This is a genomic window from Methylomonas sp. Uni0009, assembly GCF_054188105.3.
Map to the genome: position 1 here is coordinate 3,785,469 of NZ_JBTAFN010000001.1, position 26,411 is coordinate 3,811,879.

General features: G+C 50.3%; 18 protein-coding genes. 9 read left to right on the top strand and 9 right to left on the bottom strand.

Annotation, left to right across the window (positions count from 1 at the left end; all coding sequences use genetic code 11):
* Positions 1–66 precede the first annotated feature (66 nt).
* The 4 genes from ACWAU0_RS17410 to recD all read left to right on the top strand — a co-directional run bounded on the left by ACWAU0_RS17410 (position 67) and on the right by recD (position 10,681).
* Positions 67–1,443 (top strand): GGDEF domain-containing protein, encoded by a 1,377-nt coding sequence (locus ACWAU0_RS17410; protein WP_458137416.1) that lies wholly within the window; start codon positions 67–69, stop codon positions 1,441–1,443.
* A 153-nt stretch (positions 1,444–1,596) separates the two neighbouring features.
* A complete protein-coding gene (recC, locus tag ACWAU0_RS17415; protein WP_523070817.1) occupies positions 1,597–5,043 on the top strand; it encodes an exodeoxyribonuclease V subunit gamma in 3,447 nt (1,148 codons plus the stop codon).
* Complete coding sequence (gene recB, locus ACWAU0_RS17420; protein ID WP_458137418.1) at positions 5,040–8,711, top strand: exodeoxyribonuclease V subunit beta; 3,672 nt, start codon at positions 5,040–5,042, stop codon at positions 8,709–8,711. Before recC ends, recB begins: the two co-directional genes overlap by 4 nt.
* A complete protein-coding gene (gene recD, locus ACWAU0_RS17425) occupies positions 8,708–10,681 on the top strand; it encodes an exodeoxyribonuclease V subunit alpha (RefSeq protein ID WP_458137419.1) in 1,974 nt (657 codons plus the stop codon). Before recB ends, recD begins: the two co-directional genes overlap by 4 nt.
* Positions 10,682–10,851: 170 nt before the next feature.
* Here the strand turns inward: recD and ACWAU0_RS17430 are convergent, their stop codons facing one another.
* Complete coding sequence (locus tag ACWAU0_RS17430; protein ID WP_458137420.1) at positions 10,852–13,302, bottom strand: YecA family protein; 2,451 nt, start codon at positions 13,300–13,302, stop codon at positions 10,852–10,854.
* A 257-nt stretch (positions 13,303–13,559) separates the two neighbouring features.
* On the opposite strand from ACWAU0_RS17430, the gene ACWAU0_RS17435 reads away from it, so the two are divergent.
* Complete coding sequence (locus ACWAU0_RS17435; RefSeq protein ID WP_458137421.1) at positions 13,560–13,697, top strand: hypothetical protein; 138 nt, start codon at positions 13,560–13,562, stop codon at positions 13,695–13,697.
* Between the two features lie 449 nt (positions 13,698–14,146).
* Here the strand turns inward: ACWAU0_RS17435 and ACWAU0_RS17440 are convergent, their stop codons facing one another.
* Positions 14,147–15,466 carry a TolC family outer membrane protein gene (locus tag ACWAU0_RS17440; protein ID WP_458137422.1) on the bottom strand — a complete coding sequence of 440 codons (1,320 nt, stop codon included), beginning with the start codon at positions 15,464–15,466 and terminating at the stop codon, positions 14,147–14,149.
* A 333-nt stretch (positions 15,467–15,799) separates the two neighbouring features.
* Positions 15,800–17,320, bottom strand: a complete 1,521-nt coding sequence (locus ACWAU0_RS17445; protein WP_458137423.1) for a DUF4301 family protein — start codon at positions 17,318–17,320, stop codon at positions 15,800–15,802.
* Positions 17,321–17,681: 361 nt separating this feature from the next.
* On the opposite strand from ACWAU0_RS17445, the gene ACWAU0_RS17450 reads away from it, so the two are divergent.
* Positions 17,682–17,969: a hypothetical protein gene (locus ACWAU0_RS17450; protein ID WP_503428537.1), complete on the top strand. Its 288-nt coding sequence runs from the start codon at positions 17,682–17,684 to the stop codon at positions 17,967–17,969.
* Between the two features lie 25 nt (positions 17,970–17,994).
* Here ACWAU0_RS17450 and ACWAU0_RS17455 read toward each other — a convergent pair whose 3' ends face one another.
* From ACWAU0_RS17455 to dksA, 4 genes are read right to left on the bottom strand one after another with little or no spacing between them, the layout of a single operon-like run.
* Positions 17,995–18,885, bottom strand: a complete 891-nt coding sequence (locus ACWAU0_RS17455; protein ID WP_458137424.1) for a DMT family transporter — start codon at positions 18,883–18,885, stop codon at positions 17,995–17,997.
* A gap of 1 nt (position 18,886) precedes the next feature.
* Complete coding sequence (gene acs, locus ACWAU0_RS17460) at positions 18,887–20,827, bottom strand: acetate--CoA ligase (RefSeq protein WP_458137425.1); 1,941 nt, start codon at positions 20,825–20,827, stop codon at positions 18,887–18,889.
* A gap of 26 nt (positions 20,828–20,853) precedes the next feature.
* On the bottom strand, positions 20,854–21,759 hold the full coding sequence (gene gluQRS / locus ACWAU0_RS17465) for a tRNA glutamyl-Q(34) synthetase GluQRS (protein ID WP_458139239.1): 906 nt from the start codon (positions 21,757–21,759) through the stop codon (positions 20,854–20,856).
* The gene (gene dksA, locus ACWAU0_RS17470) at positions 21,750–22,181 is read right to left on the bottom strand and encodes an RNA polymerase-binding protein DksA (RefSeq protein ID WP_458137426.1); all 432 of its coding nucleotides are present in this window, start codon (positions 22,179–22,181) and stop codon (positions 21,750–21,752) included. Before dksA ends, gluQRS begins: the two co-directional genes overlap by 10 nt.
* A gap of 110 nt (positions 22,182–22,291) precedes the next feature.
* Here dksA and ACWAU0_RS17475 point away from each other — a divergent pair, with 110 nt between their 5' ends.
* The 3 genes from ACWAU0_RS17475 to ACWAU0_RS17485 are packed head-to-tail and all read left to right on the top strand — an operon-like array spanning position 22,292 to position 24,513.
* A complete protein-coding gene (locus tag ACWAU0_RS17475; RefSeq protein WP_458137427.1) occupies positions 22,292–23,455 on the top strand; it encodes a pyridoxal phosphate-dependent aminotransferase in 1,164 nt (387 codons plus the stop codon).
* Entirely contained in the window at positions 23,446–23,769 is a 324-nt protein-coding gene (locus ACWAU0_RS17480; RefSeq protein ID WP_033156317.1) for a rhodanese-like domain-containing protein, read from the top strand. The genes ACWAU0_RS17475 and ACWAU0_RS17480 overlap by 10 nt, the downstream gene beginning before the upstream one ends.
* A 15-nt stretch (positions 23,770–23,784) precedes the next feature.
* Positions 23,785–24,513, top strand: a complete 729-nt coding sequence (locus ACWAU0_RS17485; protein ID WP_033156316.1) for a DUF3581 domain-containing protein — start codon at positions 23,785–23,787, stop codon at positions 24,511–24,513.
* A 113-nt stretch (positions 24,514–24,626) separates the two neighbouring features.
* Here the strand turns inward: ACWAU0_RS17485 and moeA are convergent, their stop codons facing one another.
* Together moeA and mobB are read right to left on the bottom strand one after the other, a co-directional pair.
* The gene (gene moeA, locus ACWAU0_RS17490; protein WP_458137428.1) at positions 24,627–25,871 is read right to left on the bottom strand and encodes a molybdopterin molybdotransferase MoeA; all 1,245 of its coding nucleotides are present in this window, start codon (positions 25,869–25,871) and stop codon (positions 24,627–24,629) included.
* Complete coding sequence (mobB, locus tag ACWAU0_RS17495) at positions 25,864–26,388, bottom strand: molybdopterin-guanine dinucleotide biosynthesis protein B (RefSeq protein ID WP_033156314.1); 525 nt, start codon at positions 26,386–26,388, stop codon at positions 25,864–25,866. The genes moeA and mobB overlap by 8 nt, the downstream gene beginning before the upstream one ends.
* Between the last annotated feature and the right edge of the window lie 23 nt (positions 26,389–26,411).

The following is a 26,411-nucleotide window of genomic DNA, read 5'->3' on the forward strand; positions in this document are numbered from 1 at the left end:
TGCTACCCAACAAAACTACTTTTCGGCAAGCAATAACCGCAAGGCATAGCCAAATTGGAGACGCTCGTGACTGAATTTACAATTTTTCCAACGGTTGGGTCGATTGCGCAAAAACAACTTTTGCGAGCGACTTTAGATATGACTATTCGTTCGGTCTCGCAGTTGATAGACCAGCATAACGTCAGCAGCGTGGTGCTGGAGATCGGCGACGAATATTTTGTATTTTCCGTTGAAGACTTGCTGCGGCATCTGCACGCGGGCGGCAGCAGTGATGCCACCTTGGCTGAATTGACATTACGCAAGATGACCTGCGTTTTCGAAAATGAACGTATTCTGACCGCATTCGAAATCCTTGAAAACAATGGCGACCGCTATCTAGGTGTCGTGGATTCCGCGGAGAGCCTGGTCGGTATATTGACCGATACCGACATTTTATCGGCGGTCGATCCTACCGTTCTGGTGCAAAAGAAAACCATCGGCGAGTTGGTGACCAGAATAGAGCCTGTCACCTTTACCGCGGACTGGATTTTGGACGATGTGCTGAACCATCTGCAAAAAATGGAGGATTCCATCATTGTGGTCGAAGCCAAAATACCGATAGGCATCATTACCACCAAGGATATTTTTAAACTGATTTCCGCTGCGGATACCACCGACAGACCGCTCCGGGAGTACATGACGAGTCCGGTCATTACCACCCAGGTCAGTTCAACTATTCAAGACGCGCTCGCGCAGTTAAAAACCTGTCACATCAAACGCTCCATCGTGGTGAATCTGGAAAACCAGTTGGTAGGTGTCGTTACGCAGAGTGAACTGGTGGGATTTGCCTATGGCACCTGGATTGATTTAATCAAACATCATGCCGGTGAACTCAAAGAGCTGGTGGCTATTCTGGACGCCAAGGCCAAGGGCTTTGAAAAATCCTCGTTGACCGATCCTCTCACCGGACTTGGCAATAGACGGATGCTGGATAAAAGGCTGGGCGATGAAATCGGGCGCATGCGGCGTTATGATGCCCCGGCGTTTTCGCTGTTGCTATTGGACATCGATTTTTTCAAACAAATTAACGATGCGCACGGCCACTTGATCGGCGACGAAATCTTGAAAGCCATCAGCTTGAAACTGAAGAGCGTGGTCCGATGCAGCGATGACGCCATTCGCTGGGGTGGGGAAGAATTTGCGATTTTGCTGCCGCATACACTTCTTCAGGATGCCGTCGAGTTTGCAAATCGCTTGCGTACCACGATAGAAGACCATTCCTTCGTCGAGCAGATACAAGTCACTATCAGCATAGGTGTCGGACAGTTTTCCATTGCCGAGCACGAAAACCAATTCCTTGATCGCGTAGACAAGGCGCTATACCTTGCCAAGCATCAAGGCCGCAATCGGGTGGTTGCCGATACCTCGTCTGGTCCGATCCAACATCTTGTCATGCCGATATGAAACGCATAGATAGCTAAGACTGTATTGCGGCTAATTCGCAAGGTCTCGATGCTCCAGTCAAAAGCGGCGATAATAGGCGCACCGCTCCTCTAAACTATTTCAGCCTATATGCCCGCAGCAGGTCACGCCCACTCCCTAGATAACGGCATTGCCGTGATTCACTCCAATCAACTGGAAGAGCTTCGCGATGTGGTCGAGTACTGGCTCAGACAACATCCCTTGCTGCCCTTGGAAAACGAGATTTTTCTGGTGCAGAGCAACGGCATGGGGCATTGGTTGAAGCAAAGTCTGGCGCAAAATTCTTCTCTGGGCATTGCCGCCGCGATGAAAATTCAATTGCCGTCCTTGTTTATCTGGAGTGTTTACCGGGCCGTATTGGGCGAGCAGATTCCCACCGAGCAACCCTTAGCCAAAGACCCACTGACCTGGCGGTTATATCGACTGTTGCCGGGCTTGTTGCAACAACCCTGCTTCGAAACCCTGGCCAGTTTTTTGACCGACGACAGTCATTGCCGCAAACGTCACCAACTTGCCGAACAACTGGCGGATCTATTTGACCAATATCAAGTGTATCGCTCCGATTGGGTGTCGGATTGGGCGGCAGGACAGGATGTGTTGCGCAATGGTCATGGCGAAATCAAACCGTTGCCGAGCGCGCAACGCTGGCAAGCCGCACTGTGGCGAGCGGTTCTCGAGGATTTGGGTGAGGAGTCCTCGCCATTTGCCAGTAGGGCAGCGGTGCACGCCCAATTCATGGCTAAAATCGATACTTTGACTGCCCGACCCGCCGGTATGCCGCGCCGCGTCGTGTTGTTCGGCCTGTCTTCCCTGCCGCAGCAATCGCTGGAAGTGTTGGCCAAATTGGGCCGATTCTGTCAGATCGTGTTGTTTGTGCATAACCCTTGCCAGCACTATTGGGCCGACATCATCGAAGACAAGGAACTGCTGAAAGCCGAACGCCGCCGCCAGACCTATAAATTGGGTATGAGTGCGGCGTTAAGCGATGCGGAACTGCATTTACAGGCGCCGCCCTTATTGGCGGCCTGGGGCAAACAGGGCCGGGATTATATTCGTTTGTTGGATCATTTCGACGAAACCCGAGCCTACGCCAACTGGCATTGGCCCGATAGTAAAATCGACATGTTCAAGGATTACGGCGAAGCGGGGCAACGGAGTTTGCTGCAACATCTGCAACAGTCGATACTGGATATGGAGCCCTTGCCCGAGCAACCTGTTTTGCTGGCCAACGCCGACGAGTCGATCCAGTTTCACATCGCCCACAGTCCGCAGCGTGAAGTCGAAATTCTGCACGATCAACTGTTGGCGTGCTTCGAGAGTGCGCAACAAAATGGCAAGCCTCTGTATCCGCGCAATATCATTGTGATGGTACCGGACATCAATACCTATGCGCCGCATATCCATGCGGTATTCGGCCAAATTCAAAGCGACGATCCGCGTTATATTCCCTATAGTCTGGCCGATCAGCAACAGCGCGGACAAAATCCGCTATTGCTTGCCGTGGAAGCTTTGTTGAATTTACCCGAGTCGCGGTTTGCGGTTAGCGAATTTCTGGGCTTGCTAGAAGTGCCGGCCTTGCGGGCGCGGTTTGAGATTGACGAAACCGCTATACCTAAACTGCATCAATGGATCGAAGAATCCGGCATCCGCTGGGGCTTGAACGCCCGGCAGCGCACGGAACGAGTCAATATGCCCGCTAACTTGCATGCCAATACCTGGCAGTTTGGGTTGAGGCGCATGCTGCTGGGGTATGCGGTCGGTGCCGGTGCCGCATTCGATGAGATTCAGCCTTACGAAGAAATCGGCGGTCTGGATGCGCAATGGCTGGGCGGTCTGGCGTTTCTGTTGGAAACCCTGGAAAAATACGCAGAGCTATTACGGCTGGAATATCCGCCGGCCCAATGGCAGCAGCTATTGTCCGAACTGCTGAACGATTTTTTTCAAGTAAGCGACGAGCGCGAGCGAAAAACGCTGGAAACTCTAACAAGTGCCTTAACGAGCTGGTCCAGACACTGCGCACAAGCCGGTTTAAGCGAGACCGATTTCCTGCCCATCCCTGTGGTACGCGAAGCTTGGCTGGCTGGCGTTGACGAACCGTCCTTGCATCAACGCTTTCTCAGCGGCCGGGTGAATTTCTGTACCTTGATGCCGATGCGGGCTATTCCGTTTCGGTTGATTTGCTTGTTGGGCATGAACGACGGCGACTATCCGCGCAATCAACAGGCCCGCAGTTTCGATTTGATGAGCCAGCGCGGTCAATACCGCCCAGGTGACCGCTCGCGCCGGCAAGACGATCAATATCTGTTTCTGGAAGCGTTGCTGTCGGCGCGCGAACAGCTGTATATCAGCTGGGTAGGCCGCAGTATCCGCGATAACAGCGAGCGGCCGCCTTCGGTTTTAATCAGTCAATTGCGCGATGTACTGGCGCAGGGCTGGGCGCTTGCCGATAAGCCCGCGTTGTTGGAGAGAATTACCGTCGCGCATCCCTTGCAACCTTTTAGCGAAGCCTATGTGCAAAAGCACCGCGATCCCTGTCTTTTTACCTATGCCAGGGAATGGTTTGTACCAGCCGCCGCTCAGCCGCTTAACGGGCAAATCGTCCCCAGCTCGGATGATAAAACCTACGCCTTGAGCCTGGAATCACTTGCGCGGTTTTTACGCGCGCCGGTGAAAAGTTTTTGTAACCAAACCCTGAAATTTGGCTTTGATAGCCTGGCCGTTACCAGCGAAGACTGCGAGCCGTTTGGAGTCGATAATCTGCAAGCCTATTTATTCAGCGATGAATTACTGCAAGGTTTAACCGCAGAGCATCCGGACGACTTGGAACAATACCTAAGCAGGCAGCAGGCCGTGATGACGCAGAAAGGCCAATTGCCTTTGGGCGGTTTTGCCCAGGCGAGTTTCCAGGCCTTAGCCGAGCCGGTCACAGCGGCTTGGGAGCGTTATCGCGAGTTGGCTTTTGTATGGTCAGAGGTTTTAGAGCCGCATGTGTTGCAGTTAGCCCCTTTTGTATTGGCCGGCGGCGTGACGGTGCAACTGACCGGCGATCTTAGTCAACTGCGCCGGCACAACCAGCAAGTTGGTCTGCTGCATTTGACGGCGCAAAATCTGTTGAATAAAGACAAATCCATCAAGTATCCGAATTTATTGTTGCAGTGGCTACAGCATTTGGCGGCTTGCGCCGATAGCTTGCCGGTAACCACCTTGGTTATCGGTGCCGACACGGCGATTGAAATGCCCATTGTCGAGCAAGACGACGCTTACCAACAGTTGCAAGATCTGGTTGCTGCTTATCACGAGGGCGTGCAAGCCCCATTGCCCGTGGCTTGCCGCACCGCATTTAGTTGGCTTGCCGCCCCGCCGGAAACTGCGCGGGAAAAAGCCCAAGCCAGATATGACGGCGATGACTGGAATGCCGGCGAAGTGCAATACGACGCCTATCTGGCGCGCTTCTTTCCCAATTTTGCCAGTTTGACGGCGTTTGACGCAGAAAAGGATTTTGCATATTGGGCGGATAATTTGTATCGGCCGATGTTGGCGCATATCCGCGAATTACCAGCGGCAGGGGAGGCGTCGGTATGACCACTGCTATCCCGCTCAACCCCCTTGAATTTCCGTTGTCGGGTACGCGGCTGATCGAAGCCAGTGCCGGCACCGGTAAGACCTATACCATCGCGGCCTTATATGTGCGCTTGATTTTGGGACACCATCCCGATAGCGTCGAACCCAGCCGGTATCTATTGCCGCCGGATATTTTGGTGGTGACCTTCACCGAGGCCGCCACCAAGGAACTGCGGGAACGCATACGCGAGCGCTTGCGCCAGACCGCGCGCTTCTTCCGCCAGCAATTGCCGACGAAGGATGCCTTCTTGCAAGACATCCGTGGCGCTTATCCTGAAGTAGACTGGCCGGCCTGTGCCCGCCGGTTGGAATTGGCGGCCAACTGGATGGACGAGGCGGCGGTTTATACCATCCACAGTTGGTGCAACCGCATGTTGCAGCAACATGCTTTCGATAGCGGCAGTTTGTTTCGGCAGGAGGTCAATACCGACGATACCGAATTGTTGAATGAAGTGGTGCGGGATTATTGGCGCAGCTTCTATTACGACATGTCCAACGATGCCGATTTTGCTAGCCTGTATGCGCTGTTCAAACATCCGGACGAGTTATTGCTGGCGGTGCGTTCGCTGCTGGGTAACGCCGAGCCGATACCTTTTAGCTTGGCCGACGGTCAGCCCATCAAAGCCTTGATTGCCGCAGTGGTGTCCATTCGGAAGACTGAGCTACAGGCTTTAAAAGCGCCTTGGCGAAGTTGGCTGCCGGAAGTGCGCGAACTATTGGAAGCGGCTATAGAAACCAAAGTGCTGCCCGCGAAAAATTACAACGCCGCTAACCGCCGCAACTGGCTGGACAAAATCGAGGCATGGAGCCTGGACCCCTTGCAGGATACGCTGGACATTGGTAAAGGCTTTGAGAATCTGTCGCCGGCCGGCATGGCACAATTAGCCAATCCAGGGCAGACGCCGCCGGACCATCCCGGTTTTGCCGCGATAGGCAGATTACCGGCGCAACTGGCGGCGCTGCCTAGTTTAAAAGTCGAGCTGATCAAGCACGCCGTGCATTGGATCAGGCAGCGTTACGATTTTGAAAAGCAACGCATCGCCAGGATGACCTTCGACGACATGCTGATTCGTTTGGATAACGCGCTGCAAGGCCGCAATGGCGACAGGCTAGCGCAGGTGATTCGCGAGCAGTATCCGATTGCGTTGATCGACGAGTTTCAGGATACCGACCCGCTGCAATACCGGATTTTTTCCAGGCTCTACTCCACACTAGCCGGCGGAGATTTTGCTTGTTTAATGATCGGCGACCCGAAACAAGCTATCTACTCGTTCCGCGGCGCGGATATTTACACTTATCTTAAGGCTCACCGCGATACTCAAGGCCGGCATTACACCCTGGGCACCAATTACCGTTCCACCCAGGTGTTAGTCGATGCGGTCAATCAGGTGTTTTTGCAAGCCGATCAGCAAGAGCGGGGCGCATTCCGCTTTAAAACCGAACAGGACAATCCTTTACCTTTTTTGCCGGTCAAGGCCCAAGGTCGCGATGAGGTTTGGGTTATCGATAAGCAACCCGCCCCGGCCTTAACGCTTTGGCATTGGGAAACCGAGGGCGCGGTCGGCATGCCGGCTTATCGGGAAAGGCTGGCGGACGTAACGGCAAGCCAGATTGTTAAATTACTGAAGTCAGCTGATGCGGGGCAAACTGGGTTTAGTTCGGCATCCGGCATGCCGGTCTTGCAGCCTGGCGACATAGCTATCCTGGTCCGCAGCGGCACCGAAGCGGCGGCGATACGCAACGCCTTGGCGCGCCGCCGCTTGCGTAGTGTCTACCTGTCCGAACGCGATTCCATTTTTGCCAGCGGCGAAGCAGTCGACATGTTGCTTTGGTTAAATGCCCTGGCCGAGCCGCGTAATGAGCGCAAGGTGCGAGCGGCCTTAAGTTCGGCGACCTTCGCTTGGTCTTACCAAGCGCTGCACGCACTCGCCTTGGACGAACCCGGCTGGGAATTGCATCTGGAACGCTTTCTGACGTATCAACAACGCTGGCAACGGGACGGCATTTTGCCCGCGCTGCGGCAATTGATTAACGATTATGGCTTACACGCCCGCCTGATTGACGACAGCGAAGGCGAAAGGTCGATTACCAATCTACTGCATCTGGCCGAATTGTTACAACGCGCCAGCACGCATTTGGAAGGCGAGCAGGCGCTGATTAGGTATCTGGCCGAATCCATAGAGGCGGGAGGTAGCCAAGCCGGCGATGACGGTATCATCAGGCTGGAGAGCGATGCCAATCTGATTAAAGTGGTCACGATTCATAAATCCAAAGGCCTGGAATATCCGCTGGTATTTTTGCCGTTTATTTGCAGCTTCCGGGAAGTGGGCGGCCGCTTCAATGCCTATTATCGTTATCACGACGAAAACCAAGATTTGCAAATCGACTTGCATAAGCAAGAGCGCATTAAAGCCATCAGCGACGAAGAGCGGTTGCAGGAAGATTTGCGTTTGCTGTATGTAGCAATGACCCGAGCCCGGCATGCTTGTTGGTTGGGTATTGCGCCGGTCAAATCCGGCAGTACCAAGGATTGCCAGTTGGAAAAATCGGCCATGGGCGCCTTGCTTAACTGGCAGGCCAAAATGCCCATCAGCGCCTTAGCCGAGCAATTGATTGAACTGAAAGGCAGCTGTGACGCGATTTCGATAACGCCCTTACCGGAAATTGACGACGCGCGCTATAGCCCGGTCTTGGTTGAAAGGGGTGGCTTTGATGCGCGCGTGCCGCTTGGCAAAATTTCCAGTAACTGGTGGATAGCCAGTTATAGTGCTTTGCACATCGCGGACCACCTGACGCCTGCGGAAGATCAGTCTCGGCTGTTGCCGGAGTTTGAAACCGCCCACGACGATAAGCAAAACGACGAAGCCGAAATTGCTGCTGCGCTCAGTAAGCCATTGTCCGGTGTCCACGCTTTGCCCAGAGGCGCCGGTCCCGGCGTGTTGATTCACGACTTGCTGGAGGAATGCGCGCAATGGGGTTTTGCCAATGTGGCCGCAAATCCTGCCTTAAGACAAGAATTGATTCAAAAACGATTTGTCGGCGGCGAATGGGAGAACAAACATGCCGTCATCGGTTCCGCCTTGTCGCACTGGTTGAACATGCCCTTGCTGGAGGACGCCAATGTTAGTTTGGCTGCGTTAGAAGCTAATGCCTATCAAGCCGAGCTGGAATTTCTGCTGGGCGCCGATACCGTGGACACTGAGGAACTGGACCGCTTGGTCAGCCGCCACACCTTCGGCGGGCAAGCCCGTCCGGGCTTACTGCCCGGCCAAGTAAACGGGCTGTTAAAAGGTTTTATCGACTTGGTGTTCGTGCACGATCAGCGGTACTACGTGGTCGATTATAAATTCAACAGTTTGGGTGCCGACGATGCGGCTTACACGCAGGAGGCCTTGGTGGCAGCGATGTTGGCTAAACGTTACGATCTGCAATACTGCCTGTATTTACTGGCCTTGCATCGCTTGCTGAAAGTCAGGCTGGGTAATGCTTACGACTACGAGACGCACATCGGAGGCGGGCTGTATTTATTCTTAAGAGGCGCGAAAGGGCCAAGGGCAGGGCAGGTATTCGAAAAACCACCCAGGCTATTGATTGAGCGCTTGGATGCGTTGTTTGGAGCCTCGTCATGATCCGGCAAGCGGCGGTAATAGACAGTATGCAGCACTGGGTAGCGAAAGGCTGGTTGAGTCATTTGAATCGGGCCTTCGTGGGGTTTTTGTTGGATCTCGATCCAGCGGCGTCTGACCAAGTGCTATGGGCAGGAGCCTTGGTCAGCCATCAGCTGGATAGAGGCGAAGTGTATTTGGACTTGGCAAAACTCTGTGAGCAGCCAGGGATGACGCTGGCTATCCCGGCCGATGACGCTTGGGTAGTCGAGCAGGACGCGGCGGTGGTCGAGTTGGCGCGCTTAAAAGTGTATAGCCTTGAAGGCTGGCAAGCGGCGCTATCGCAATCAAGACTGGTGTCATCAGGAGCGGGCGATACGCCGTTGGTTTTGGCGGGTAACCGGCTGTATTTGCGGCGTTACTGGCACTACGAACAAATCACGCAAGCCTGTATTATGCAACGCTTGCAACCGGCGCGGGATAGCTTGCCGGCGTCCTTGGCGGAACGCTTGCAAACGCTGTTTCCCGCCAGCTCGGAAAGCCCGGATTGGCAAAAAATCGCTTGCGTCCTGGCCTTGCGCGCGCGCTTTGCCATCATCACCGGCGGGCCGGGTACCGGTAAAACCACTACCTTGACCAAACTGTTGGCCTTGTTGATTGAACTGGCGCAACAGGAAAGCGATAAACCCAAAAATCTGAATATCTTGCTGGCGGCACCGACCGGCAAAGCGGCGGCCAGGGTCAGCGAATCGATTGCCAAGGCACTCGATAACTTGGCTATCGACGACAGCATTAAACAAACTATTCCCCGAAAGGCCAGCACCTTGCACCGTTTGCTGGGTAGCCGGCATGACTCGCGGCGCTTTCTACATGATCGTCACAATCCTATCGTCGCCGACATCGTGATCGTCGATGAGGCGTCGATGATCGATCTGGAAATGATGGCGTCGCTATTGGAAGCCTTGCCGGTAAACGCCCAGTTGATCTTGCTAGGCGACAAGGATCAATTAGCTTCCGTCGAGGCCGGTTCTGTGATGGGAGATTTATGTCGCGGTGCCGAACACGCGGCTTATGATGCGGAAACGCTGGCTTGGATCGCTGCTTATGCCGGCGAACCGCTCAAACCAGCCACTGCGCCAGGTTCTGCGATTAATCAACAAACCGTTATGTTGCGGCACAGTCATCGTTTCGATGCCCACAGCGGTATTGGTCAATTGGCTAAAGCCGTGAATCAGGGCGATGCTTTGCAGGCTCAGGCCATCTTAGCTGACACGGCACAGTACCCCGATTTGCTACCCGAACCGCGCGCAGAATATATCGCCTTACGCCAACACCCAACTGCGGATGCCGCCAATAGCTTGTTAAGAAAGCTGGTGATGAATAGCGGGGACGCCGTCCGCCGAGGTTATGGCTATTATTTAGCGCAAATCAATAATGGCCGGCCGGACAATGCGGAACGATACGACGCATGGGCCATGCAAGTGTTGACCGCCTTCGATGCGTTTCAGGTGTTGTCGGCATTGCGGAAAGGGCCGTGGGGCGTGGAAGGCCTTAATCAGCGCATCGAAGAATGGTTGTTTGCCAAAGCCAAGCAGGCCCTGTGGTACGAAGGCCGGCCGGTGATGATCACCCGCAACGACTACAACCTGGGCTTAATGAACGGCGATATTGGCATTGCGTTGCGAGACAGTAGCGGCAAGCTTAAAGTGGCATTTCCCAGTGCCGATGCCGGTGGCGAGCCGTCGGCCAATCTGAAAATACGCTGGATCTCGCCAATGCGCCTGCCGGATGTGGAAACTGCTTTCACCATTACCGTGCATAAATCACAAGGCTCGGAGTTTAATCACGTGGCAATGGTCTTGCCGGAAAACATCAGCCCGGTCCTCACGCGCGAATTAATTTACACCGGCATCACCCGCGCCAAACAACACTTTAGTTTGCTGGAAAGCAGCGATGGGGTGTTTGCTAAAGCTATATTAACCTGCCGACAATAGTGGTAAAGCAAAAATCCATTGTGTTGGGGTTTATTCGTAACACTTTGGGTCATGGATTCACATAGGCTTACGCCACTGCCGAATGATGGTTTTTGGAAATGGGAAATTGTTGAAACCGCCCCATTGCCGCGATTCACCTATGACAGAACGACATCAATACAGGCAATAATTCATTTGTTGGTACCACAGCAACGCTTGAACTTCTGTCCACTTCCACAAGGGCATAATTCATTTCGACCAATTTTCCCTGACGATCTAATTGCATTAGTAATGCGCTTTTCTTTGAGCTTTTCCCCTGCTTGTTTCAATCGGTCACGTTCTGTAACTGACAAACCTTCAAGGTTAATGATTGACCAATCTAAACCAATAAGTGTGCCATCGTTGTCATATGAAAGCTCCAGCAATGAACGATCAGGATCGTTGGTACTTATCAAGACCGTACGAACGTGGTGGATTGCATTAGCGCGGTCATATTGAGTAACGTTTGGCATACTAACAAAAATAGTTAACCGAACCTCTCCATGGGTTGACATCGGCAAACATCGTCCCCGCGATGGTAGGTCGTTTAACTCTGTCTCAATCCAGTTAAAAAGCTTTTCTCGCCAATCGCCAGAGAGATCAAGCAAGTAGCTCGCTATATTCGAGCGCCCAGGAATTGGGCTTGAGTTCAGAAAAGTTAATACTTCACGCAGCCGAGGCGGCATTTTCTGCACTGGTAAAACCGGTGTCGTTTCTCCAATTAGCTTTTTAGAGAAGTACCGATCCACCTCTGATCGGTAACCGTGGTAGCGAAGCGTGTCCAATTTGTCTTTCGAACAATTCTCTGCATGCATGGAATAATTGTTATGCTCTAAATATAGCCCGAGATGATCGAGTTCATCGTCCAACTCTAAACGATTGGAAATTGCAGCTAGCATGCGCTGTTCTACAAAGTGTAGAAACTCAAGCGGCCCTTGGAATATGTCTGCGTAAACTCGTAAATCAGACAGAGAGAGTGACCAAATCGGATCGTTGCTGACTTTTACTCCTATTTTGCGAAGATGTTGAGCCTGAGCAGCAATTTCCGTAAATGAGTCAAGCGTAACAGCGCAAATAGTAATAACCCTTAATCCTCCCTTCCTTAACTTGGCAATTTCCCTGTGCCTTACATCAAAGATAGGAACTTCTTCCGAACCCTGCAAATATTTTACAAAACGTTCTCCTTGCTCGACTGGGCTTTGGACCAACGCCTTTAAAGATGATATGTATGCCGGTAGGTCAGTTGCAGGAGACGTATACGTGAACGCTCCTGCTTTGACTTCGATTACAAATAGATGGTCGTCGAATAAAATTAGACAGTCGGCCTCACACCACTTCTTTGAACCACCAGAGGTTGTTTGCGATTGGTAATAAACTTCTGGGTAGACTGTAGCACCTGGTAGTAGTCGCTCGAAATATTGGATCGGCAATGCTTCGGATACTGCCTTTCGTCCAGCAATCCAAGCCTGCTTTTCCGCCTCCGACTGAAGATAAATTTTTTTCTCAATTTGCCTAAAAAAATTATCAAACAGACTATGAATATCGAAACAATAATATCGACCACCAAGCTTTATAAAGGGGCGTTTGTATGTGGGCCAAATTCTTAGCGGCCAGCCTCTAAACTCTCCGGCAGCCAGAAATTCTTGATCCTGACCAGGCATCCACGAGAACTCTTCAAGAAAAACAGTGGGGAGATTAGTGAGTCGCCCAACATCAAATAAAGTCATCCCAAACAATGAACTCATGCTGTTTTCAAGTTCCTCTCTGCAACCAAGGCGGTCACACGAAATTTGCATTAGCTCAGGAATGCTTTTGCCCTTTTCAGATACTCCATCCTCCAATAGTAACTGCACATCATCCATAACCTCTAACCGCAGACGATCAAAGGTTTCCATGGCATCCTGAATTCCAAAGGTTAGGCTATGCCAGATTTTTTCCAGTTCAGCTATCAAATACTCACCAGAAATCCCAAAGGCTCTATGGATAATATCCGACTGAGGAATTAATAAGTCTGCGAGCGATTGAACTTGATGAACTTGATAGTTATCGCCTCGCACATTGCACCAGTGCATCTGCGATTTAAAGAGAAATGTCTCCATAGCATAATCGAAATCATCGCCGGATAATTTCCTTTTAGCCGTAGCGCAAATGTGATATTCGAAATTGATTTTCTGAAACAGCTTCTGAACTTGAACGGAGAGATATTGCCAGTCTTCCTCGGAAACTTCATCTTGTTGCTCTAAACTGGGGGGCGATGCGGCGATAATGCTTTGCACATAATCGACCATCCGCATCGCATGGGCATCTTCCATTCCAACATCGGCTTCTACTTCAATATGCTGGCAAGACATAAGCCGATTAGTCCAAGCACGATGTAGAAGTTGTTCCGCTGGTTGCCTTTGCACAACAGATACAATGCTATCAACGAGTTCGTCTATTTCTTTAACGACAGCGGGGTATTGCCTAGCCAATTCTTGCTGCATCTTTTCATGCTGCCCCTTCACCCAGTTGGAGCTAAATACGACATTTTTTCCATACCGCGCAATTTGAATAGGGCCTGATGAAAAGATTTCATCAGGCTGTAAAACCTTTTTTTTCTTCAAAAATCCTCCTCCTCTTTCAATTTGTTAAAAATCAAATGAATCAATGTTGTCTGCTTCAATTTGTTTTTAAAAAATAGCTGTCCGTCCGCTCTTGGCCGATGGCCGTCAAACCCCACCACCAATAACGTGATCGACTGTATCCAATTCCCGAACGGATGCCATAGTTTCCGCAGGGGCGGTTAGCTGTTCCCCGTTAGTAAGCCTTGGAGCCAAACGAGAATCGCATTTTGCTAGTCGCGAAAGCCAAATTCTCTTGCATGCAAACCAAACTGCCTTGCGCGCAAGGCAGTTTGCCGGGCGAGCAAATCAATTTGCTTTGCCTGCAAGGCTTGGTGGGTTGCGGGCAAACCCAAAAGCGTTGCGAGGATAGCAAAATAGCTTGTGCGCAAGCTTAATAGCCTTGCACGCTAGGCGTTGTGCCCGGCGAACAAATGATTTTGTGTTGCCCGCAAAGCTTTTAAGTGAGTCCGCAAGGCTTTTAGAATTGCGCGCAACCCAAAAAGCCTTGCGACGATAGCGAAAAGTCTCGTGCGCGAGCTTAAAAGGCTTGCGCGCAAGGCTAAAAGCGATGACGGGATGATTCCGAGGCTTGCATGAATCGATTAAGGCTCCGGTGGGCTGCTTGCCACCGGATCTTGGCTGCATGCGGCCTTAGTCGTTGAGGATGCGCTAAACGAACTAAAGCGTAGTTTCCTGCATTAACAAAAGTTTGGAAACTCACTACATCCTAAATCTGCTTTCGGCTGGACATTTACCGCTTATAGCCGAAACCTACATGGTCAGCACATGGTTGTGCCAATAACGCCCGGCATTGGCGAGCGGCCTCGAACACTCCGCCGATGGGCTAGTTCTTACTCAATGTTCCCTGCAGATATTGATTGATCTGTTCCAGATCCTGTTCATTCAGGCTGCCGGCAGCTTCTTTGAGTTTGATGCCGTTGATCAAATAGTCGTAGCGACTTCTGGCGTAATCGCTCTTGGCTTTGTATAAATTGCGCTGTTCGGTAAGCACGTCCACCATGGTTCTGGTGCCGACTTCAAACCCGGCTTCAGCAGCTTCCACGGCCATTTCGGCGGATTTGCTGGTGGCATCTAATGCTTTGACTCTGCTGATGCTGGACACCACGCCGCGAAATGCGTCTTTAACGCCGCGATTGATGCTGCGTTTTACTTTAGTCAAATCTTCTTTGGCAGCTTCATACTCGTAGGCCGCTTGCCGGCTGCGGGAAGAGGTGCCGCCGCCTTCGTATAAAGGCAGGTTGAGTTGCAATCCGAAACTTTCATTGTCGCCGCGTAAACCGTAGCGGTTGCCGGTGTCCATTTCGCTGTATTGCGCGACGATGTCGAGGGTGGGCAGATGTTTGGATTGTTGTAATTCGATGTTTTTGCGGACGTATTCGGCTTGATTAATTTGGGCGACGATAGAGAAATTATTGTTCTCCGCCGTATTCGACCAGGAAGCCAAGTCCTCCGGTGCGGGCGGGCTGAGCGGGATTTGCGCCTGCAAACTGTTCAGTTCGGCGGCATTCTCGCCTATGATTTCCCGCAAGGCTTCCTTGCTGTTATCCAAAAGGTTTTGTGCTTCGATCTCGCTGGCCAGGGCCCTGTCATAGCCGGCTTGTGCTTCGTAAACATCGGTAATGGCGATGATGCCGACATCGAACCGCTGTTTGGCTTGTTCCAATTGTTTTTCGATGGCTTTTTTTTCCGAGTTGGCAAATTCCAGATTGTCTTGCGCGGCCAGTATATTGAAATACGCTTCGGCGGTTCTGCGAATTAAATTTTGCTGTTTGGCCTGAAACTGCGCTTCCGCCTGAGCAATTTTGTTATCGGCTTGATCGAGCTGCACCCAATGGTCCCAATGAAACACCGGTTGTTTCAAATTGATGCCCAATTTGCTGTCCCAGTAATGCTGCAATGTGGTTCCCAGAAAGCTGGTACTTTCCAGGCGATTGCGGCTGCTGTTGGCGCTGAAGGAAAGATTCGGCAACATCTGCGCGATGCTTTGCGATTTGATCTCGGCAGTAGCAAGCTTATTGATATCCGAGCTTTTAAACTCCGGGTCATTGGCTTTCGCTAGCTGATAGGTTTCCAGCAAGTCCTGACTAAAAGCCGGTTTTACCGGTATCAATGCTACCAAAAAGGTGCATAACAGTTTTATCATTGCTATATCTCGTGCTGAGAGTTGGGAATAAACTTACATTATCGCCTAAAATAAAGACCTTACAGTGCTTATTTAATTTTGCCATAAGGTTAGGCACACATCACCCGTTCGTCAAAGTAAAACCTTAAGGAACTGATCATCCTAACCTATACGGAGTAGAAAATAGCAACTGCAGGTTAAAGAAAGATCGCGCACATCACTTTTAAATTCGCCATGTTTCCAAAGAAACTGCATCGAGAAAATAAGTATGCAGATAACAAAGCTCATTACAAATAATGTGATAAACCTTTTAAATAAATATGATTCAATAATTTTAATTGGAAACAAATTATCTTATTTTTGATGTTCAGGACGAAGCAAATCGTTCACTGTTTTTACCGGATTAAATGTTTCGATAGGAACTTCAACAAAAATTGTATTCCAATCGCTCATGGCTCCATTCCAAAGTCCGGGCAACTCTAAAGCTTTCAATTCTTTACCACCCTTCGATTTCGATGAAATAAATCCGGTTTGGTTGTCGACATAATGTAAAAGATTAAATTTTTCGCCTTTATAGTTTTTCACTCCACATACTAAATCAACAGGATTAAAATGCGTTGAATTCATCATTTTAGCTTTTTCAGCAGGATTTGATAAATCAATTTGCGAACTTTCGAGAATTTGAGTGGACACTGTTCCATCTACATTTACAGTAAGAAAAGGACCACCACCAGGCTCTCCGGTATTTTTAACCATGCCACAAACCCTAATCGGACGATTTAGCTTTGACTTCAGATACTGTTTTAATTCACTTTCATTCAATTTATTAATTTCAGGGTGAATATTATTAAGTTCCTTTTCGCAAAACAGTGCAATTTCATGTAAGCTTGAAATGGAGATGTTATCGTTCTCCAATAGTTGAAGATTTTCAAACGCTTTTTGTTGAAGTTTAATCAATAAGCCTGCAATAGCTTTCTTGTATTTAACTGTTTGATCTTTCAGAGAATCAGGAACTACATTATCAATATTCTTAATAAAAATTACATCTGCATTTAAATCGTTCAGATTTTCAATAAGAGCGCCATGTCCTCCGGGACGAAAAACTAATTTTCCATTTTCGCGAAATGGTTGATTTTGTTCGTCGACAGCTATAGTGTCAGTCGATGGCTTTTGTTCTGAAAAACTAATGTTGAATTTTTTACCCAGTACATTTTCGTATTCAGAAAGCGTATCACTTACATGTTTTTCAAACAGTTGACGGTGTTCAGTTGAAACTGTGAAATGAATATTGACTTCATTCGATGCATTAGAAGCATACAATGCACCTTCCACCAAATGCTCTTGTAGCGAAGTACGTTTTTCGTTGTTATATGTGTGAAATAAAAGTAAGCCTTTAGGCAACGCACCATAATTCAAGCCATTACTGTTTAATAAATTAGACACAATAGCTTTCGTCTCTCCATTTTCAATCAAATCATCAATACTTTTATTATTATTTTTCAAACAACATTCGTTCAAAGCATCGTAAAACGCGAAGTTTTTAATTTCAGTAATAAATTTGATTTCAGCAGGTTTTTTTGGTTCGGCATAATCGGCATCCAAAAACTCATATAAATCTTTAAACATACGACTGGCCGCACCCGATGCTGGAACAAATTTGAGTATTGAAGCATCGGTTTTTAAATAAGCATCCCATGTTTCCAACAACTCATTAATTTGTGCATCCGAAGCAATGGTAATACCATGATCTGGCGATGCAGCATTAATAATTTTCAAAAACGGGAAACCCGTTTCAAAACTTTTAAGCTGATAAATAATTTGTGATTCTGAAATACATTTTTCGCGAATTTGCTGTAAATCGTTGTTTGATAGCATCGTATTGTAATTTTAATGTTGAAAATTTTGTAATATTTATCTGCACAGTTAATTATAGGACAAAAGTACAGCTACATTTGGGTGCCTCGAACAAATCATCAGATGAGAAAATAGCGGCAACCCAATCCTGCAGATAACTGCCATGATCAAAGAAATCTTCTTTGCCGGCGAAGCAGGGCATTGATCTGCCCATAGTGGGGATTGTGGTTGTGGTATCCGACTCCGTAGCCTTTACCAAAATCGTCCCCACGTTATAAAACACTGATACCCGATTGATTCCCGTATGAGTTACCGTTCGGCATAACTCTTTATTATAATCATATGGTAACAATGCATCAGCTTTGGAACTAAACAAAATGAAGTGGCGCCGTCTAACATCGCCGTTGTTGGTCGTTATATTCTGATCCCGGCGATTTTTGAAAAAATCGAAAATACCGGCCGTTGCACAGGCGGCGAAATTCAATTGACCGATGCGATTGCCGCGTTGATGAAAGACGAGCAAGTGCTGTCTTACGAATTTGCAGGTAATCGCTACGATTGCGGATCAAAATTCGGTTTCTTGTTGGCTAATGTTGAATACGGTTTGCTGCACCCGGAAATTAAATCAAAATTTGCCGCGTACATGCAGCAGCGCGTTAGCAAAATTTAGTTCGCCGGCAACAACAGAATGGCGATTACCCGCCATTCTGTTGTTGCCGGCGATTGACGATTTCGTAAATCAATAGTGCGCACATAATCAGTGCGGTGCCGGCCATGGTTTTTATCGTCAACGGTTCCTGGTTGACGCTATAACCCAGCACCAGGGACATTACCGGGGTCATCAGATTCATCATCGCCACATTGGTGGCTTGCATGTTGGCCAACACAAAATAATACAAAGCAAAACCCAGGGTGGTGGCAATCACCCCAAGATAAGCAATGGAATACAGGGTTTGCTGTGGAATATTTTCCGGCAATAAGCCGCCATCCAACCAATACCAGGTGCCGAAATACAAGGGCACCGCGATTAACAATCCACCCGTAACCAATTGTAAAGCCGGTAGACGTGCGTCAATCTGCTTGACCCACACCGCGCTGGCCGCGTGGATGAAGGTAGCCACCAGCACGCCGATCAGGCCTTGCAGAGCGAGTTCATCCAATTCCAGCGCCGAGCTGAACATGACCACCAGCCCGCCCATACCCAAACTATAAGCGAATAATTTACCCCAACCCAGGCTGCGTTCGTGCAAATATGCCGCCGCCATAAAGGCGGTCATGAACGGGCTCAATCCAAAAATTACCGAGATCCAGCCGGATGGCACGAATTGCGCGGACCAATAGGTAATCAGCATGCTGCCGTAAAGCTGTATCGCCACCGCCAGATAAGTGATCAAAGCGGGGCGGTTGAGCGGCAAACGCCGGCGCAAAAGCAGCAATAGCAACAGCAGGCAAGCTAGTCCGGTGCTCATTCTTGCCATCGCCCCGAACACGAAGCTGACGCCGATGCTGCTCCATTTTATTGCCAGCGGTGTGGTAGTCCAGACCAGAATGACACCGAAATAGGCTAAAGCCAGCCGTGTTTTCACCTTAAGGCAATTTCAGACGGTTGGCGATCAATTGCTCAACGACCGAAGGATCGGCCAAGGTTGAGGTATCACCAAGATCGTGAAATTCATTGGCGGCGATTTTGCGCAAGATGCGGCGCATGATTTTGCCGGAACGGGTCTTGGGTAGGCCGGGTGCCCACTGAATCAGATCGGGTAGGGCGATAGCGCTGATTTCATCGCGTACCAAGTCCTTCAATTCGCCTTTCAGGCTGCTGTTGCCTTCGATGCCGACGTTCAGTGTCACATACGCATAGATGCCTTGGCCTTTGATCGGATGCGGAAAACCCACCACGGCGGCTTCGGCTACTAAGTCATGCAGCACCAGCGCGCTTTCGATTTCGGCCGTACCCAAGCGGTGGCCACAGACGTTCAATACGTCGTCGATGCGGCCGGTAATCCAGTAATAGCCGTCTTTGTCGCGGCGGGCACCGTCGCCGGCGAAATAATAGCCGGGGAATTTGGCAAAATAAGTGTCGATGAAGCGTGCATGGTCACTATAAACAGTGCGCGCTTGCCCTGGCCAGGGGTAGGTCAACACCAGTACGCCTTCCGCTTCGCCTTCCAGAATATTGCCATCCGGATCGAGTATCGCCGGCTTTACGCCGAAAAACGGCAATGTGGCTGAGCCGGGTTTTAACGGCGTCGCGCCAGGTAAGGGGGTGATGAGAATGCCGCCGGTTTCGGTTTGCCACCAAGTGTCCACCAGCGGGCAGCGTTTGTTGCCGACCACTTGGTAATACCATTCCCAGGCTTCCGGATTGATTGGTTCGCCAACGCTGCCGAGGATGCGGAGCGAACTGCGGTTGGTGCGGGTGACAAAATCGTCGCCCTGGGCCATCAGTGCTCTGATGGCAGTCGGTGCGGTGTAAAAAATATTGACCTGATGTTTGTCAATGACTTGCCAGAAGCGGTCGGGATGCGGGTACGTCGGCACCCCCTCAAACATCAAACTGGTAGCGCCATTGCATAATGGGCCGTACAGCACGTAGGAATGGCCGGTGATCCAACCGATGTCGGCGGTACACCAGTAAACATCGCCTTCCTGGTAATCGAACACATATTTGTGGGTCATTGCCGCGTACAGCAAATAACCGCCTGTAGTGTGCAGCACGCCTTTGGGTTGTCCGGTGGAGCCGGAGGTGTAGAGGATAAACAAGGGATCTTCGGCATCCATCATCACCGGCTCGCAGTCGGTCGATGCGGTTTGCATGGCCTCGTGGTAGCAAATGTCGCGGCCCGCGGTCCAGGGGATGTCATGGCCGGTGTGTTTGATGACGATCACGGTATTCAAATTGGGGCATTGCTTGGCGGCTTTATCGACATTCAATTTGGAATGCACAATCTTGCCGCCGCGAAAGCTCTCATCGGCGCAAATCAAAACCCGGCAATCGGCGTCGATGACGCGATCACGTAAGGCATCGGCCGAAAAGCCGCCGAAGACGATGGAATGCACCGCGCCGATGCGTGCGCAGGCTAAAATAACTACCGCCGCTTCCGCGATCATTGGCAGATAGATACAGACTCTGTCGCCTTTTTGTACACCATGGGCTTTCAGGACGTTGGCAAATTGGCAAACTTGGGTGTGTAATTCGCGGTAGGTCAGTTGACGATCATGCGCCGGATCGTCGCCTTCCCAAATGATCGCTACTTGGTCGCAGCGTTTTTCCAGGTGTCTGTCCAGGCAGTTGACGGTGACATTGAGCTTGCCACCCAGAAACCACCGTATTTCTCCCTTGGGGTAGTCGTATTGCAGTACCTGCTGCCAAGGCTGATGCCAGTCCAAAAATTCGGCGGCCTGTTCAGCCCAAAAAGTTTCCGGTTCGTTTATCGACTGCTGATATAGACGCTGGTACTCGGCACTGTCGATATGCGCGTTGGCGGCAATCTGCGGATTAACCGGATAAATTTTTTGGTCTGACATAACGTAACCTCCTTCTTTGAACGTTATTAACTGTGTTGTAAGGCAGAAACGGCTTGGGTGCTCGTCAAACGCTCGGCTTGCCAGTGTTCGATGGCCCATTCCAGGATACTGTCGATTGCGGCCAGCCGCAAATCGGGTGGTGGATTTTGCTTGAGTAAGGTTAGCAGCAGAAACAAGGTTGGTCCGGCTTGATTGGGATTGACGGCTTGCGCTCGGGTTTGCTTACTCAGCTTATGGCCTTCTTGGTCGACAATCAGCGGAATATGCATGTATTGCGGCGTCGGGTAACCCAGCAAATGCTGTAAATACAGCTGTTTAGGGGTCGAATCCAATAAATCGCAACCTCTTACCACCCGATTAACCGCTTGCCGATGGTCGTCGACGACGCAAGCCAATTGGTAAGCAATGATGCCGTCCTTACGCTTGACGATAAAATCGCCGTGCTGGCCTGCCAGATTTTGGCTGATTTCACCCTGTAAGTCATCAATAAAGCGCGTCGAAATATCCGCCGTTTTTACCCGTAGCGCATGGGGCGCATCAGTCGATTGCGGGTTTTTGCGGCAATAACCTGGATAAATCAAAGGCGAATTTGCCAATAAGCTGCGGCTACAGGTGCAAGGGTAAAGCGCATGCTGCATTTGCAATTCGCTAATGGCATGCTCGTATTGCTCAAGATGATGGCTTTGATAATCCACCTCGCCGTCCCAATATAATCCAAAGCTTTGCAGGCAATTCAGAATCGCGTCGCTGGCTCCCGGCATATTGCGCGGCGTATCGAGATCGTCGATGCGTAACAGCCATAGCCCTTTATGCTGACGGGCATCCAGATAGCTGGCAAGTGCGGTGTATAGAGAACCGAGGTGAAGTGGGCCGGTAGGCGAGGGAGCAAACCGGCCGATATAAGATGTTGCCGCGGGCAGAATTAACCCAATTGTTTTTCCCTGATTTCATCGAGTGTTTTGCAATCGATGCACAGGGTAGCAGTTGGACGGGCTTCCAGACGGCGAATGCCGATTTCGATACCGCACGTTTCGCAATAACCGTAGTTTCCGGACTCGATTTCCTTCAGGGACTCATCAATCTTCTTGATTAGCTTACGTTCGCGGTCGCGGGTGCGCAGTTCCAGGCTGAACTCTGATTCCTGCGTAGCCCGGTCGTTGGGGTCCGGAAAGTTGGCCGCTTCGTCCTGCATGTGGTGGACGGTGCGATCCACTTCCATCATTAATTCGGACTTCCATTTATTTAAGATGGCGGAAAAATGGCTCAACTGCGCCTCGTTCATGTACTCTTCGCCTTCTTTTTCCTCATAAGGCTTAAAAGTAAATTCCGATGCGGCAGGGTTAGAATTGTTCATCCAATGACTCCTGACGGTCTGTAAAAAAATCGGGGCTTTTTAACAGAATAGCCGGGGGCAAGCAAGAAGTTTGTTATGATGCTGGTGCCTTCTACTAACGGAATTTGGACATGAAACACCACGTCGCCGAGCGAATGCGCGGCATCAGCTCATTTTATGTGATGGAATTATTACAGCGCGCCAAACAGCTGGAACAAGAAGGCCGGGATATTATTCACATGGAAATCGGCGAGCCGGATTTCGAAACCCCGCCGGCAATATTAGCCGCTGGAAATGCGTTCATGCAGGGTAGGGAAGTCAAGTACACCGCTGCAGCCGGATTGCCGGAATTGCGTCAAAGCATCGCCGATTATTACCAAGCGCAATATGGAGTAAATCTGGATCCGAAACGGGTTTTCATTACCCCCGGCGCGTCCGGCGCGTTTTTGCTGGCGTTTGGGATTAGTTTGAATCCGGGCGAGCAAATCTTGATGGCCGATCCGTGTTATCCCTGTAACGATAATTTCGTGCAATTGTTCGACGGTAAGACTCAGTTCGTGAATGTTGGCGCCGAAACAGCTTATCAACTCAATGCCGAATTGATTCGACAGCACTGGCAGCCAGCCAGCAAGGGTGTATTGATCGCTTCGCCCTCCAATCCCACCGGTACCGTCATAGTTAACGATGCGCTACGCGCTGCTATTCAGCAGACGCATGCTTTAGGGGGCTGTTTTTACTCGGACGAGATTTACCATGGCCTGGTTTACGGCGAAACCGTCAGCAGCGCTTTGGCGTTCAGCGATGACGTATTTATCATCAACAGCTTTTCCAAGTTCTTTGGCATGACCGGCTGGCGTATCGGTTGGTTGATTGTGCCGGAAGATTTTATCGATGCGGTGGAAAAACTGGCGCAAAACATTTTTATCTCCACACCTACCCATTCACAATACGCGGCTTTGGCCTGTTTCAGCGCTGAAAATATGGCGGAATTGCATCGCCGTCGTGACGAGTTTGAGAAACGCCGGGATTTTCTTTACGACAACCTGTTACGGCTGGGTTTTAAAATTGCCTGCAAACCACAAGGGGCCTTTTATATTTACGCGGATTGCAGTGCGTTTACCGACGATAGTTTTGAGTTTGCCAAGCAGCTGCTCGAACAGGAAGGAGTGGCGGTAACGCCAGGCAAAGACTTTGGTCAGTATCTGGCTAACCAACACATTCGATTTGCATATACCGCCTCAATCGATAGAATGGCCGCCGCGCTTCTAAGACTGGAAAGATTCATATGCCCATAAACCAATACACGCCAGAGCAGCTAAAACAACATTTGCAAGACGATCCGTCGGTATTTTTACTGGACGTCAGGGAGCCCCACGAATTTGCCTATGCCAAGATAGCCGGTAGCGTGTTAATACCTCTGCAACAAATACCCGCGCGCTTCGACGAAGTGCCGGCTGACCGAGACGTGGTGGTGATTTGTCATCACGGTATGCGCAGCCAGCAAGCCTGCCATTTTTTGCAGCATTCCGGGCTACAAAGATTGTTCAACTTGAAGGGCGGCATCGACGCCTGGTCCGTGATTTGCGATCCGTCTGTTCCACGTTACTAAACAATAAATAAAGCTATGTTCCTAAAAGAATACTATGCCATTCAGGATGGCAGTGTGGCTATTAGCGCCGCGCAGGCCAGCATGTTTGCCAAGGAAGTCGCCCATGACTTCAACCCCTTGCACGACGAAGACGCAAAACGTTTTTGCGTGCCGGGCGATTTATTATTCTCGCTGGTTTTGGACAAATACGGCCTTAGCCAAAACATGCACTTCATTTTTTCCGGAATGGTCGGTCATGGTGTGTTGTTGAATTTTCCAGATGACGACGCCGAAAAAATCGATGTTACGGACAACCAAGGCAAGACTTATTTGCAGATCGAGCGCTCCGGCGATGTGATCCGCGATCCGGCTTTAATCGAAGCGTTAATTCGTGACTACGTGGCGTTTTCCGGGCAGAACTTTCCTTATGTGCTGGTACCTTTATTGGCCAAAGAGCAAGTCATGTTCAATATAGACCGGCCTTTGGTGATCTATGAAAGCATGACCTTGAGCTTAAACCGGATGGACTTTCACGAACCGCGTCTGGAAATGCTGGAACCGAAAATGGAAGTCAACGGCAAGCGCGCCACTGCGTATCTTTATTTCCAAATTAAATGCGGTGACGAAGTGGTTGGTTCCGGATTCAAGAAGCTAGCGGTCAGCGGTTTACGCGAATATGAAGCCGAACCGATGCAAGCCTTTGTAGACGAGTATCTGGCTAGAAAACATGGCTATTTAGGTAATCTTGCGGAAGCCACCGCGTAATCAGATATTCTGCCGTTCGCATGCATGGGCTGGCAATTTGTTTGAGTTTCGAGTTTTCCAACCGGAGCGCGCAGAACACTCCGGCTGTTACTTGGGTGGAGGGATTCAGCTGTTTATAACACCGCAGAAAATGGCTCTACTGTCACCATTTCTCCAGCATCTATACCCGTACTATCGGCATTCAGCACAATAAAACAGTTGGACTGACTGGCTACTTTTAGTTGATGAGAATCTTGTTGACCGGCAAGACGGACGGCTAATTCGCCTCCAGCCTGCTGGTAAAGGATGCCGCGTTGATATTCCTGCCGCCCTGGCGATTTTTTTAACCGGCTGTCGCATCGGACTCGCAAGCGCAATGCTTGTCTAGCTGGTAAGCCGGCAAGCTGTTCCAAACCCGGCTTTACGAATTTCTCGTAAGTGACCAATACGGCAACCGGATTGCCGGGCAAGCCGAAAAACCAGCAGCGGCCGATTTTGCCAAAAGCCAGCGGTTTGCCGGGTTTGATTGCCAGTTTCCAGAAGTTCACCTGCCCGCATTTTTCCAGCGTTTGTTTAACAAAATCCGCGTCGCCAACCGATGCGCCGCCGGTGGAAATGATGACGTCATAGTGCTGGGCTGCGTCCTTGAAAGTTTGTTCGAGTTTCAAAGGATCGTCTGCGACGATGCCCAAGTCCGAGACTGTGTGGTTTGGTTCGGATAGCAGTCCGGTTAATAAATAGCGGTTGCTGTCATAGATTTGGCCAACAGCTAGCGGTTCTCCGAGTGCGACCAATTCGTCACCAGTCGAAAAAAAGCCAATGTTGAGTTTGCGTTTGACGCTGATTTTTTCGATGCCGGCGGCGGCTAATAGACTTAGATCGCGAGCTGTCAGCTTTTTCGGTGCGGCAATTAATTCTTCATGTTGTTTAACGTCACTGCCGGCTGCACGAATATTTTTATACGGCTGCCAGTCGAGGGGAAGTGATACAGTGTCACCATCGATTTCAATTTGTTCTTGGGCAATAACGCTGTCCGCAAATTCCGGGACTACCGCTCCGGTGAATATTCTGACGCATTGGCCCGGCCTCTGCTGCGCCAAGAACGGCCGTCCGGCCCATGCGATGCCGATTACTTGCAATTTAGCCGCTTGCCCGGCAGCTACATCGCCAGCAGCAAATGCGTAACCGTCCATGGCCGCCGTGCGTTTAGGTGGAATGTCTATAGGAGACGCCACGCTGTCGGAAAGTACCCGGCCCAGTGCCTGCGGCAAATCGATATGCTCGCGGTCGTTGACGGTCTCGATAGTTTTGCGGATTTCCAATAGCGCCTGTTCGACGCTCAATAACTGGTGTTTGTTGGGGTAGCAGATATTAGTCACGTGGGCGCTTCAAAAAGATTTCGATAATGAATTTGGCTACGGCCTCTGCATCGTTTAGATCAAGGCACGGTAAGCCGGGTGGTGTTAATAGGGGGTGATCGCTTGCTATTGCGATAATCGAGGAGTCTCCAGGGTAAAGCAGCGGCTTGCCTAGGCTTGGTCTGCACAGCTCAATTTTGGGGTAGCTCTCGTGCCTGAATCCTTCCACTAAAATCAAATCCAGGCCTGCGTTGGGAAACAAGGCGAGCTGTTCAGTCAGCGAAATATCGCCGTTTGCCGACAATTCGCTAATTAACGCACGCCGATGTCGGGAAACCAGCATAACCGGACTGGCACCGGCTTCGCGCAGCCGAAAACTATCTTTACCGGGTTGATCGATCTCGAAGTCGTGATGACTGTGTTTGATTACACCGATTTGCAGATTATGTGCTTTCAGTATCGGGATAAGTTTTGTCAATAAACTGGTTTTGCCGGTGCCGCTGGCGGCCGCGAAGCCGAGGACTGAAGGGGTGGACATGGACTTCTCTACATTTGTCGAAC